This window comes from Pseudomonas sp. AC247 (assembly GCF_979258015.1).
The window spans coordinates 542,298-555,223 of record NZ_OZ409829.1; the positions used below are offsets into that span (position 1 = coordinate 542,298).

At 59.6% G+C, this 12,926-nt stretch carries 11 protein-coding genes; 7 read left to right on the forward strand and 4 right to left on the reverse strand.

What is annotated here, in order from left to right; all coding sequences use genetic code 11:
• The first annotated feature begins 51 nt into the window (after positions 1-51).
• The 3 genes from ACZZ0B_RS02650 to ACZZ0B_RS02660 all read left to right on the forward strand — a co-directional run bounded on the left by ACZZ0B_RS02650 (position 52) and on the right by ACZZ0B_RS02660 (position 2,459).
• On the forward strand, positions 52-1,200 hold the full coding sequence (locus tag ACZZ0B_RS02650) for a pyridoxal phosphate-dependent aminotransferase (protein WP_463544313.1): 1,149 nt from the start codon (positions 52-54) through the stop codon (positions 1,198-1,200).
• Positions 1,188-1,979, forward strand: coding sequence for an amidohydrolase (locus ACZZ0B_RS02655; RefSeq protein WP_008082525.1), 792 nt, complete (start codon positions 1,188-1,190; stop codon positions 1,977-1,979). Before ACZZ0B_RS02650 ends, ACZZ0B_RS02655 begins: the two co-directional genes overlap by 13 nt.
• Before the next feature lie 81 nt (positions 1,980-2,060).
• Positions 2,061-2,459 (forward strand): hypothetical protein, encoded by a 399-nt coding sequence (locus ACZZ0B_RS02660; RefSeq protein ID WP_008082523.1) that lies wholly within the window; start codon positions 2,061-2,063, stop codon positions 2,457-2,459.
• Positions 2,460-2,581: 122 nt separating this feature from the next.
• Here ACZZ0B_RS02660 and leuA read toward each other — a convergent pair whose 3' ends face one another.
• The 4 genes from leuA to ACZZ0B_RS02680 form a co-directional block, all read right to left on the reverse strand.
• On the reverse strand, positions 2,582-4,261 hold the full coding sequence (leuA, locus tag ACZZ0B_RS02665; protein ID WP_008082522.1) for a 2-isopropylmalate synthase: 1,680 nt from the start codon (positions 4,259-4,261) through the stop codon (positions 2,582-2,584).
• Positions 4,262-4,734: 473 nt separating this feature from the next.
• A complete protein-coding gene (locus ACZZ0B_RS02670; protein ID WP_282354647.1) occupies positions 4,735-5,556 on the reverse strand; it encodes a peptidoglycan DD-metalloendopeptidase family protein in 822 nt (273 codons plus the stop codon).
• A gap of 3 nt (positions 5,557-5,559) precedes the next feature.
• Positions 5,560-6,939: an exodeoxyribonuclease VII large subunit gene (gene xseA, locus ACZZ0B_RS02675; protein ID WP_008082520.1), complete on the reverse strand. Its 1,380-nt coding sequence runs from the start codon at positions 6,937-6,939 to the stop codon at positions 5,560-5,562.
• Positions 6,940-7,070: 131 nt separating this feature from the next.
• Positions 7,071-7,958, reverse strand: a complete 888-nt coding sequence (locus ACZZ0B_RS02680; RefSeq protein WP_440094464.1) for a LysR family transcriptional regulator — start codon at positions 7,956-7,958, stop codon at positions 7,071-7,073.
• 100 nt (positions 7,959-8,058) lie between these two features.
• Between ACZZ0B_RS02680 and ACZZ0B_RS02685 the strand changes: the two genes are divergently transcribed.
• The 4 genes from ACZZ0B_RS02685 (at position 8,059) to guaA (ending at position 12,894) form a co-directional block, all read left to right on the forward strand.
• Positions 8,059-8,826, forward strand: a complete 768-nt coding sequence (locus tag ACZZ0B_RS02685; RefSeq protein WP_463544314.1) for a sulfite exporter TauE/SafE family protein — start codon at positions 8,059-8,061, stop codon at positions 8,824-8,826.
• A 165-nt stretch (positions 8,827-8,991) separates the two neighbouring features.
• Complete coding sequence (locus tag ACZZ0B_RS02690; RefSeq protein ID WP_045123163.1) at positions 8,992-9,540, forward strand: sugar ABC transporter ATPase; 549 nt, start codon at positions 8,992-8,994, stop codon at positions 9,538-9,540.
• 207 nt (positions 9,541-9,747) lie between these two features.
• On the forward strand, positions 9,748-11,217 hold the full coding sequence (guaB, locus tag ACZZ0B_RS02695) for an IMP dehydrogenase (protein ID WP_463544315.1): 1,470 nt from the start codon (positions 9,748-9,750) through the stop codon (positions 11,215-11,217).
• Positions 11,218-11,316: 99 nt separating this feature from the next.
• A complete protein-coding gene (guaA, locus tag ACZZ0B_RS02700; protein WP_008082511.1) occupies positions 11,317-12,894 on the forward strand; it encodes a glutamine-hydrolyzing GMP synthase in 1,578 nt (525 codons plus the stop codon).
• Positions 12,895-12,926: the final 32 nt, after the last annotated feature.

Here is a 12,926-nt window from a genome sequence, read left to right on the forward strand (position 1 = left end):
CGGGCTCTCCCGCGCCGTCGTCAGAGCCGGGTGTTGAGCAGGGAACCCCCGATGATCACCAGTAAGCTGCCGAATGTCGGCATCACTATTTTCACGCAGATGTCTCAGCTCGCGGCGCAGACCGGCGCGATCAACCTGTCCCAGGGTTTTCCTGATTTTGACGGCCCGCAGGCGTTGCGCGATGCGGTCGGTCGGCACATTGCCAGTGGCCACAATCAGTATTCGCCGATGACTGGCCTGCCGGTATTGCGCGAACAGATTGCAGCGAAAATCGCTCGCAGCTATGGCGTCCAGGTCAATGCCGACAGCGAAGTGACCGTGACGCCGGGCGCGACCCAGGCGATCTTCTGTGCGATTCAGGCAGTTATCCACAGCGGCGACGAAGTCATCGTGTTTGATCCGTGCTACGACAGCTATGCACCGGCGACGGAGTTGGCGGGCGGTCGTTGCGTGCATGTGCAACTGAACCCGAACGACTTCTCCATCGATTTCGACAAACTCGCCGCGGCGCTCAGTCCGCGCACGAAAATGATTGTCATCAACACCCCGCACAACCCGAGCGGCGCCCTGATCACCCGCGACGAACTGGATCAACTGGCAGGGCTGATCCGCGATCGCGACATCTACCTGATCAGCGATGAAGTCTATGAACACCTGGTGTTCGACGGCGTGCCCCACGTCAGCGTACTGGCCCACGAAGAGCTGTACCAACGCGCCTTCGTGGTCAGCTCGTTCGGCAAGACTTACCACGTTACCGGCTGGAAAACCGGCTACGTCGTCGCGCCACCAGCACTGACCGCCGAGCTGCGCAAAGTTCATCAGTACGTCAGCTTCTGCGGCGTGACCCCGCTGCAATATGCGCTGGCCGATTACATGGCCGAGCACCCGGAACACGTCGAAGAGCTGCCAGGTTTCTATCAGGCCAAACGTGATCTGTTCTGCGACCTGCTCGCGCCGTCGCGCTTTACCTTCAAGCGTGTCACCGGCACCTATTTCCAGCTGGTCGATTACTCGCAAATCCGCCCTGATCTGAACGACGTCGAGATGACCATATGGATGACCCGCGAACACGGGGTGGCGAGCATTCCCGTGTCGGTCTTCTACCAGAACCCACCCGAAGGCCAGCGCCTGGTGCGTCTGTGCTTCGCCAAACGCGAGGAGACGCTGCGTGAAGCGGCGGCAAAACTATGCGTGATCTGAGTGCGTTACCCGATCTGAACCTGGCGCTGATCCAGACCAGCCTGGCCTGGCATGACCGTCAGGCGAACTTCGAGCATTTCGAAATGCTGCTGGAGCAGGCGCAGGGCGCTGATCTGATCATCCTGCCGGAGATGTTCACCACCGGTTTCTCCATGGAATCAGAAACCCTGGCCGAAGCCGAGAACGGCCCGACCAGTAAGTGGCTGCGCGTGCAGGCGGCGAAACTCAACGCCGTGATCACTGGCAGCGTGATCATTCAGGCCGCGGACGGCAGTCATCGCAACCGCCTGCTGTGGGCGCGCCCGGACGGCGAAGTGCTGCATTACGACAAGCGCCACTTGTTCCGCATGGCCGGCGAACACAATCACTACACCCCGGGCGAGCGTCAGGTGCAGTTCGAGCTCAAGGGTTGGCGGATTCGTCCGCTGATCTGTTACGACCTGCGCTTCCCGGTGTGGAGCCGCGACGCGCAGGACACCGATCTGCTGTTGTACACCGCCAACTGGCCGGGCGCTCGTCGTCTGCACTGGAACCGCCTGTTGCCGGCGCGTGCCATCGAAAACCTCTGCTACGTGGCGGCGGTGAACCGGGTCGGCACCGATGGCAAGGGCTTTGCCTACACCGGCGACAGTCAGGTGCTCGATTTCCAGGGCGAAACCCTGCTCGCAGCGGGGGAGGCGGACGGTGTGTTCAAGGCCATTCTGGAGGCTGCACCGTTGGCGGCATATCGCGAGCGTTTTCCGGCAAACCTTGACGCGGATACCTTCGAGTTCACCTGATGTTTGTATAAAACCGCATACAAACGTATTCAGTTCTGGCGCTGTGTGCCGATAGGAAGATCAGCCAAGGAGGATTTTCTTATGACCAGCATCAGCGCCACTACCGTCAATCCGTACCCGGTTACGCCGTCGAAAGTCTCGATCCGCGATCCGCAGGAATTAGCGGTTAATCCATTGAACACCACCGATGCCAATGGCGACGGTGAGCTGCGCGTGAACAGTGCGGGAGCCAATATCGCTTCTGTCGGCGATGCCGGCAGCCCGATCGAAGCCCTGAAAAAACAGATTGCCGAAGCGCAGAAGCTGTTGGCCGAGCAAAAGGCACAACTGGCCAGCACCCAACGCAGCCAGGCCTCGCCGGAGCAAAAAGCTCAGCAAATGATGGAGATGCAGACCCAGATCGCCGTGACCGCAAGCAACATTCAAGTGCTGCAGGCCACGTTGCTGCAGGCGATGTTGAGCGTCGACACCCACGCGTAAGGTTCAAAGGCAAAAGATCGCAATGAGTTTCCTGTAGGAGCTGCCGAAGGCTGCGATCTTTTGATCTTCAATAAAAAGGCCCCGAAGTTCGCACTTCGGGGCCTTTTGCATTTCAGCGGTGATTACGCCGCTTTCGCCTCAGGCTGGCTCAGCGAGCGGTTCAGCGCGCTGAACAGTGCCTTGAAGCTGGCCGTGGTGATGTTTTCATCAATACCCACGCCGTGCACCGCACGTTCACCGTTCACGCGCAGCTCGATGTACGCAGCCGCTTTGGCGTTGGTGCCCGCGCCGATCGCGTGTTCGTTGTAGTCCATGATCTCCACCGGAACCGGCAGGCCGGCGACCAGTGCTTCCAGCGCACCGTTGCCTTTGCCGCGCCAGTGCAGGTTGGTTTCGCCCTGACCCTTGCTCGCCACTTCCACTTCAACATTGCTGTTGCCGTTTTCTTCCTGCAAGCGATGGCTGACCAGCGCGTACGGGGTGTTGGCTTGCAGGTATTCGCTGATCAACAGCGAGTGAATCTGCTTGGCGGTCATCTCCAGACCGAGACGATCGGTTTCACGCTGCACGACCTGGCTGAATTCGATCTGCATGCGACGCGGCAGGCTGATGCCGTATTCCTGCTCCAGCAAGTAAGCGATGCCGCCCTTGCCCGACTGGCTGTTGACGCGGATCACCGCTTCGTAGCTGCGACCGATGTCGGCCGGGTCGATCGGCAAGTACGGCACTTCCCACAGTGCGTCCGGTTTCTGCTGGGAGAAGCCTTTGCGGATTGCATCCTGGTGCGAGCCGGAGAACGCGGTGTGCACCAGGTCGCCAACGTACGGGTGACGCGGGTGAACCTGAATCTGGTTGCACTCCTCGACGACTTTGCGCACGCCGTCAATGTCGGAGAAGTCCAGCTGCGGGTCGAGACCCTGGGTGTACATGTTCAGTGCGACGGTGACGAGGTCGACGTTACCGGTACGCTCGCCGTTGCCGAACAGGCAGCCTTCGACGCGATCGGCGCCAGCCATCAGGCCCAGTTCGGTGGCGGCGACACCGGTGCCACGGTCGTTGTGGGTGTGCAGGCTGATGATCACGCTGTCACGACGGTTGATGTTGCGGCCGAACCACTCGATCTGGTCGGCGTAGATGTTCGGCGTCGCGCACTCGACGGTGGCGGGCAGGTTGAGGATCATCTTGTGCTCAGGTGTCGGGTTCCAGACCTCGATCACCGCGTCACAGACTTCCTTGGCGAATTCCAGCTCGGTGGCGCTGAAGGTTTCCGGCGAGTATTCGAAGGTCCACTCGGTGTCCGGCTGCATCGCTGCGTATTTGACGAACAGCTTGGCGGCGTTCACGGCGATGGCCTTGATACCGTCCTTGTCCTGGTTGAAGACGATGCGACGGAAAGACGGCGAAGTGGCGTTGTACAAGTGAACGATGGCTTTCTTCGCGCCGCGCAGGGATTCGAAGGTGCGCTCGATCAAGTCTTCACGACCCTGGGTCAGCACCTGAATGGTGGTGTCGTCCGGGATGTGGCCTTCTTCGATGAGGGTACGCACGAAGTCGAAGTCGGTTTGCGAAGCGGCAGGGAACGAGGCTTCGATTTCCTTCACGCCGACTTGCACCAGGGTTTTCCAGAAGCGCAGCTTTTTCACCGCGTCCATCGGTTCGATCAGCGACTGGTTACCGTCACGCAGGTCGGAGCTGCACCAGATCGGCGCGGTGTCGATGGTCTTCGACGGCCAGGTGCGATCCGGCAGGTTGATGACAGGAAACGCGCGGTATTTCGAAGACGGATCTTTGAGCATGCTCATCGGGAAATTCCTTATTGTCTGGGCCGAAAAGAGGCGGCCTGCCGGTGTTACGAATATGTCGGGAAAAGCTCTGGACGAGGCGCAGCGATTCCGCCTGGCAGTCGTGCGCTGACGAGGCACAGGCTGCGGTGCTGGCGAAGCTGAATGAGGGTGTGAGAGGTTTTCATGCCTTCAACCCTAACCGCGAGGGGAGAGGATGGCAAGCAGTCGAAAAAAATTGAGAGGAATACTCGGAAAGCTAGATTTTGCAGTATTTTATTGCGCAGGATATCGCTGATCGTTGTGATATTTGCGCGAGGTTTGATTGGGGCGCAATCGGGGGTGATGGGGTGCCAGGGGTGCCAGGGGTGTTTGAGTACAGCATAAGCCGCCATCGCGAGCAGGCTCACTCCTACAGTTGATCGTGTTCACAATACCAGTCCAATGTAGGAGTGAGCCTGCTCGCGATGAGGCCATAAGCCTCACCCTATTTTTTAAGGTTGAAACGCACCAATGAAAATCGCCGGATCCACCCGCGCATCATTCAGGCTGACATTCCAGTGCATATGCGGCCCGGTCGCCCTGCCGGTCATGCCCACCTTGCCCACCACCGCGCCACGTGCCAGTTGCTGGCCGTCCTTCACGTCAATCTTCGACATATGGCAGAACATGCTGATAAAGCCCTGCCCATGGTCGACAAACACTGTGTTGCCATTAAAGAAGTAGTTACCGATCAGAATCACCTTACCCGCCGCCGGGGTCTTGATCGGCGTGCCGGCTGGCACCGCGAAGTCGAGGCCGGCGTGCGGATTACGTTCCTCACCGTTGAAGAAACGGCGCACGCCAAACTTGCTCGACAGTGGCCCGTTGACCGGTTTGTCCAACAGCAGGTTGCTCGGTGTGTTCGGGCTGAAGCTGCGATAGGCCTTGATCTGCACGGCCAGTTCCCCCTCGATGCGCTTGAGGTTCGACTGATCCGGGTTTACTTGTTGCTTGTTCTTCAGGGTGATGTGCTGTTCCGGGTATTTCTTGTTACCCACCGTGAAAGGCAGATTACGTCCGCCACTGCTGATCTGCTGCGCCCCCGGTTTGACCGTCAATGGCACGCCGACGATTGCCAGCCAGTTGTCCTGTTCCTTGACCACCAGCACCGGTTTGCCTTGATAGGTGGCAGTCGGCGCCTGCGCGGCTGTGCCCAGATCAACCACGGCCACGCCGCCCGGCACCGGTTTGTTGAGCATGCGGGTGATGTAGCTGTCGGCATGGGCGTTGAAGGTCAGACACAGCAAAAACAGTGGAGCCAGAAAACGCGGCATGGATCAGTCCAGTAAAGAGAGGGTGACAGGCGTCAGGTGATTGTCCTCGACGCGCACTTGCAATTCGCCTTCGCCCAGTTTGGCTTTCAGGCGCTGGCCGGTGTGGGTTTGCGCGGCGTTGCGAATGGCATGGCCGCGTTCATCGAGCAGAATGCTGTAGCCACGACCGAGCGTTGCCAGCGGACTGACCACGTGCAGCGTCTGCATCTGGCTGTGCAATTGCAGGCGACGGTTTTTCAGGCCTTCGCGCATGGCGCGGGGCAGACGCTCGGCGAGGCTGTCGAGGCGCTGGCGCAACATCGCCAATTGCCGCCCAGGATGTTGCCCGGCGAGGCGGGTTTCCAGACGGATCAGCCGCTCGCGACGGGTATTGAGGCTGCGCTCGAAGGCCCGGCGCATGCGCATGTCCAGATCATCCAGACGTTGCGCTTGCTGGCGCAGACGTTCGCCGGGGTGACGCAGGCGACGGGCCATGCCTTCGAGGCGCAGACGATCACGCATCAAACGGTCACGCATGCGCATCACCAAGCGGCGATGCAGGCTTTCGACCTGACGGATCAAATGGCTGGAATCAGGGGCGAGCAACTCGGCAGCCGCAGATGGCGTCGGTGCGCGCACGTCAGCAACAAAGTCACTGATCGACACGTCGGTCTCATGGCCGACAGCGCTGACAATCGGCGTCACGCAAGCATCGACGGCGCGGGCCACGGCTTCTTCGTTGAAACACCAGAGGTCTTCCAGCGAGCCGCCGCCACGGGCGAGGATCAATGCGTCGAAACCCCGCGCATCGGCCATTTTCAGCGCGCGAACAATTTGCGCGGTGGCCTCGCGGCCTTGAACGGCAGTCGGAATCAGCGTCAGTTGCACTTGCGGTGCACGGCGGCGGAACACACTGATGATGTCGCGAATCACCGCGCCGGTCGGCGAGCTGATGATGCCGATACGCTGCGGATGAGCAGGCAACGGCACTTTGCGTTCGGCGCTGAACAGGCCTTCGGCGCTGAGCTTTTCTTTCAGCGCATCGAACGCCAGACGTAGCGCGCCGTCACCGGCAGGCTCGACGGTGTCGAGAATCAACTGATAGTCGCCACGGCCTTCGAACAACGAAACCTTGCCGCGCACTTTCACCGCCAGGCCATCCTTCAACGCTTGGCGCACGCGCGCGGCGTTCTGCCGGAACAGCGCGCAACGCACCTGCGCGCCACTGTCCTTGAGCGTGAAGTAGATGTGCCCGGACGCCGGTCGGGCGAGGTTGGAGATTTCGCCTTCGACCCAGATGTTGCTGAACACGTCTTCGAGCAACACCCGCGCGCGGCCGTTGAGCTGGCTGACGGTCAGGACTTCACGGTCCAGGCCGAGTCTTGCAAAGGGATCTTTAATCATGGGGCGCAGTTTAAAGGCATTCTCGCCGTCATTGCACGATCCCTGTAGGAGCTGTCGAGTGAAACGAGGCTGCGATCTTTTGATCTGGTTTTTTGAGATCAAGGTCAAAAGATCGCAGCCTTCGGCAGCTCCTACATGGGGGGTGTGAAGGTCTGGATGAAGTGGTGAATCAACGGGGGCGGGGATTGGCGGTAGGCGAGGGCGACGGTGCTTTGGCAGTCGGGATCGCTCAGTGGCAGAAAGCGTACGCCGCTCGGGGCGATGTCTTGCATGGATTCCGGCAGCAGGGCGATGCCGAATCCGGCCTGAATCAATTGTAACTGCGTGGTCTTGCGCGACATCACCCGCGCCGCTTTCGGGAAGAAACCCTGGCGCATGCACAGGTCGGCACACAGATAACTCAAACCGCCGCGTTGCGGGTGCGGGATCGAGATGAACGCTTCGTCCTGCAACTGTGCCAGTTCGACGGTATTGCACGCCGTCAGTCGATGATCGACCGGCACCGCCAGCAGCAAGCGTTCGGTGAACAGCGGCACGAGCTGAATGCCTTCGCGCTGACGCAGCACGGGCAGGCGCAGCAAGCCGACATCGAGTCGGCCCTCGGCCAGTTCTTCAAGCTGTGCTTCGGAAGACAATTTGCCGATATCCAGCGATACGCCGGGCTGCTGCTCAAGATAGGCGCCGATATCACGGAGCAAGCGGCCGCTGATCGACACGGTGCTCGAATGACTCAAGCGCAACGTGCCGAGTTGGCCATTGCCGACCTCGGTGGCCATGGCGCTGGCTTTACCCAATTCATTGAGCAGATTGCGCGCTCGCGGCAGAAACGCTTCGCCCGCCGCCGTCAGTCGGGGCTGGCGCGCGGTACGTTCGAACAGCGGGGTTTGCAGGCGGGTTTCCATGTCTTTGATCTGTCGGCTCAGCGCCGACTGCGCGATAAACAAACGCTCGGCGGCCGCACTGAAGCTGCCGCATTCGGCGATCTCCACGAAGTAGCGCAATTGACGGGTTGAGAGCACCAGGTATGCCTTTTCGAGATGGGTGGGCGGCTTTGAAGATATTAGTCGCAATGCTCGGCGCTGGCTAAAGTCATCTCAGGCTAATAAAGGATGTGCAGCGATGAGCGTGGTGGGGTTGTTGAGTGAATGGTCGTGGGGCATTGAGGGCTGGCTGGTCATCGGGCTCGGCATCGTGCTGGCGTACATCGTGTTCGGTATTGCCGGGTTTGGCACCGCACTGGTGGCGGGGCCGGTGCTGATTCTGTTCATGCCGTTGTCGAAGATCGTGCCGCTGCTGGTGTTGCTGGATTTCGTCGCGGCGCTCGGCAATCTGCTGCCGTCGCGGCGCGATGTCGCTAAGCCGGAGTTGTTGCGGCTGCTGCCGTGCATGGCGATCGGCTGCACGTTGGGGGTGATTTTTCTGCTTAACCTCAAATCCGACCTGCTGCTGTTGTTGATGGGGCTGTTTATCAGCGCTTATGCGATTTACAGCTTGTGGGTGAAAGCGCGGCCGACGCAATTGTCAGCCGGGTGGGCGCTGCCGATGGGCACGGTTGGCGGTTTGTTTGGTGCGCTGTTTGGCAGCGGCGGCTTTTTATATGCGATTTATCTCAACAGCCGATTGCCGAAAGAAGCGGCGCGGGCCACGCAAAGTGCGCTGATCAGTTGCAGCACGGTGGTGCGTTTGAGCCTGTTTGCCATCGCGGGTGTGTATGCCGAGCTACCCTTGTTGATGTTGGCGCTTTGTCTGTTGCCGGCCATGGCGTTGGGGTTGTGGGTCGGGCGGCGGTTGACCATGCGTTTGTCACGCGAGGCGTTTGTGCGGCTGGTGACGTGGCTGGTGCTGGCGAGCGGGATTGCGCTGATCGGGCGCTACCTCAGCACTTGACCGGATTTTGTCAGGGATTAAGCTGCCGGCCGCAATTCCTTTGTAGGAGTGAGCCTGCTCGCGATAGCGGTGTATCAGTTGATCTTGATGTGTCTGACCCACCGCTATCGCGAGCAGGCTCACTCCTACAGAGGTAAATTTCAGTATCTGCAGCAGGCTTGCACCATGAATTCGCAAAGCATCATCGTCCCGAAAATCTCCACCCTGCCGGTCCACGAACCCCGGGCCCGGGCGATCGTGCGCTGGCTGGTGCGCAAGAACATCGTCAAGGAAGAGCTGAGCACCTGTGGCCGTACCGGCAACCGCATGGCTTATGCGATTGCCGACGGCGCGCGTGCCGTGGTGCTGCACCCGCAGGCGTTGCCGTTCGGCGAGCCGATCAATGGTCTGGAAATTGTCACCAAGCGCTGCATCTACACCCCGGCCAAAGGTTTTCTTGAAGAGGCCGGCTGCGCCGAGTGTCGCCGCGAGATTGGTGAGGCACTGTTCGAAAGCCTGGAAGACTGGATGCCCGGGCGCACCGACAACTTCACCTGCCCGGAATGCGGTCACGAAGACGACATCAACGGTTTCCTGTATTTGCAGGAGTGTGGTTTTTCCAACCTGGGGTTCATCTTCAACAACTGGCTCGAAGCCGGCTTCAAACAAAGCTTCCTCGACGAATTCGCCGACTGGCTCGACCTGCCCGTCAGTTGGGTAAAAGTAGAACTCTGACCTTCAAACATCCCCTGTAGGAGCTGCCGAAGGCTGCGATCTTTTGATCTGGCTTTTAACAAACAACGTCAAAAGATCGCAGCCTGCGGCAGCTCCTACAGGGATCGGGTTTTTCCGTATATCAATTAGGCTGAGTTTTACGTTGAACAGCAGGGGGTGTCTGACTATAATGGCGCGCTTCCATTTTCCCGCTCGGGAGCCCCCGCGATGCTGCGTATCAGCCAAGAAGCTCTGACATTCGACGACATTCTCCTAGTGCCTGGTTATTCCGAGGTGCTTCCTAACGAAGTCAGTCTCAAGACCCGCCTAACCCGTGGCATCGAGCTGAATATTCCTCTGGTTTCTGCCGCAATGGACACCGTCACTGAAGCCCGTCTGGCAATCGCCATGGCTCAGGAAGGTGGCATTGGCATTATCCACAAGAACATGACCATCGAGCAGCAAGCTGCCGAAGTTCGCAAGGTCAAGCGTTACGAAGCCGGTGTAGTCAAGGACCCAATCACCATCGAGGCCGATGCCACGGTGCGTGAACTGTTCGAACTGACCCGTCTGCACAACATTTCCGGCGTTCCGGTACTGCACGATGGCGACCTGGTCGGCATCGTCACTTCCCGTGACGTGCGTTTCGAAAACCGTCTGGAAGCCACCGTCCGTGAAGTGATGACGCCTAAAGAGCGTCTGGTCACGGTCAAGGAAGGCGCTGACAAGAACGACGTTCGCGAGTTGCTGCACAAAAACCGCATCGAACGCGTTCTGATCGTTGACGACAAATTTGCCCTCAAAGGCATGATGACCGTCAACGACATCGAAAAAGCCAAAGCCTACCCGCTGGCCAGCAAGGACGATCAAGGTCGTCTGCGCGTTGGCGCTGCGGTCGGTACCGGTAAAGACACCGGTGACCGCGTCGCCGCGCTGGTCGCTGCTGGCGTTGACGTGGTGGTAGTCGATACCGCTCACGGTCACTCCAAAGGCGTGATCGACCGCGTTCGCTGGGTTAAACAGAATTTCCCTGAAGTGCAGGTGATCGGCGGCAACATCGCCACCGGCGCCGCTGCCAAGGCTCTGGCCGAAGCAGGCGCTGACGCCGTCAAGGTCGGTATCGGCCCTGGCTCGATCTGCACCACCCGTATCGTCGCCGGTGTCGGCGTCCCGCAAATCAGTGCCATCGCCAACGTTGCCGCTGCCCTTGAAGGCACTGGTGTTCCGTTGATCGCCGACGGCGGCATCCGTTTCTCCGGTGACCTGTCCAAGGCCATCGTAGCCGGTGCCTCCTGCGTGATGATGGGCTCGATGTTCGCCGGTACTGAAGAAGCGCCGGGCGAAATCGAACTGTTCCAGGGCCGTTCGTACAAGGCGTATCGCGGTATGGGTTCGCTGGGCGCCATGTCCCAGGCTCAAGGTTCGTCCGACCGTTACTTCCAGGACTCCTCGGCAGGCGCAGAGAAACTTGTTCCGGAAGGCATCGAAGGCCGTGTGCCGTACAAAGGCACCCTGAGCGCGATCATTCACCAACTGATGGGCGGTCTGCGTTCCTCGATGGGTTACACCGGCAGCGCCAACATCGAAGAAATGCGCACCAAGCCTGAATTCGTGCGGATCACCGGTGCCGGCATGGCCGAATCCCACGTTCACGACGTGCAGATCACCAAAGAAGCGCCAAACTACCGCGTAGGTTGATGCTTCAAGCAAATCGTTAAGCAACCGGGGCTGTTTTATTCAGCCCCGAGTTGTTTCTGTATCACGACTGTTTCTGAATGACTTAGACGAGACTGAATCATGGCCCTCGATATTCACGCTCACCGCATCCTGATCCTCGACTTCGGTTCGCAATACACCCAACTGATCGCCCGCCGCGTGCGCGAGATAGGTGTGTACTGCGAACTGCACCCGTTCGACATGGACGAAGATGCGATCCGCGAATTCGCTCCTAAAGGCGTCATCCTCGCCGGTGGCCCCGAGTCCGTGCACGTCGCCGACAGCCCGCGCTGCCCACAGGCAGTGTTCGATCTGGGCGTACCGGTTTTCGGTATCTGCTACGGCATGCAGACCATGGCCGAGCAACTGGGCGGCAAGGTTGAAGGTTCCGAGCTGCGTGAGTTCGGTTACGCCCGCGTTGACGTGGTCGGCAAGAGCCGTCTGCTCGACGGCATCGAAGACCACATCGACGCTGACGGCCTGTTCGGCCTCGACGTATGGATGAGCCACGGTGACAAAGTCACCAAGATGCCACAAGACTTCCACATCCTGGCCAGCACCCCAAGCTGCCCGATCGCCGGCATGTTCAACGACGACCGTGGCTACTACGGCGTGCAGTTCCACCCGGAAGTGACCCACACCAAGCAGGGCGGTCGCATCCTGTCGCGCTTCGTTCTCGACATCTGCGGCTGTGAAGCCTTGTGGACGCCGTCGAAGATCGCTGAAGACGCCATCGCCAACATCCGCGCACAAGTCGGCACCGACAACGTGCTGCTGGGTCTGTCCGGCGGCGTTGACTCCTCGGTGGTTGCCGCGCTGCTGCACAAAGCCATCGGCGACCAACTGACCTGCGTCTTCGTCGACAACGGCCTGCTGCGTCTGCACGAAGGCGAGCAAGTGATGGCCATGTTCGCCGAGAACATGGGCGTCAAGGTGATCCGCGCCAACGCTGAAGAGCAGTTCCTGAACAACCTGGCCGGCGAAGCCGATCCAGAGAAGAAGCGCAAAATCATTGGTCGCACCTTCATCGACGTATTCGATGCCCAGTCGAACAAACTGGACAACATCAAGTACCTCGCTCAGGGCACCATCTACCCGGACGTGATCGAGTCGGCTGGCGCGAAAAGCGGCAAGGCCCACGTGATCAAGTCGCACCACAACGTGGGCGGCCTGCCGGAAGAGATGAACCTGAAACTGGTCGAGCCACTGCGCGAACTGTTCAAGGACGAAGTCCGTCGTCTGGGCCTGGAACTCGGCCTGCCGTACGACATGGTCTACCGTCACCCGTTCCCGGGCCCGGGCCTGGGCGTGCGCATCCTCGGTGAAGTGAAAAAGGAATACGCCGACCTGCTGCGTCGTGCCGACCACATCTTCATCGAAGAACTGCGCAAAGCCGACTGGTACCACAAAGTCAGCCAGGCTTTCGTGGTGTTCCAGCCAGTGAAATCGGTTGGTGTTGTTGGTGATGGCCGTCGTTACGCCTGGGTCGTTGCCCTGCGTGCCGTAGAAACCATCGACTTCATGACTGCGCGTTGGGCTCACCTGCCTTACGAACTGCTGGAAACCGTCTCCGGCCGCATCATCAATGAAATCGAAGGCATTTCGCGCGTTACTTATGACGTGTCGAGCAAGCCGCCGGCGACCATTGAGTGGGAGTGATCCTGCTGGTTGTTTCGTGGTGAACAAAAAAG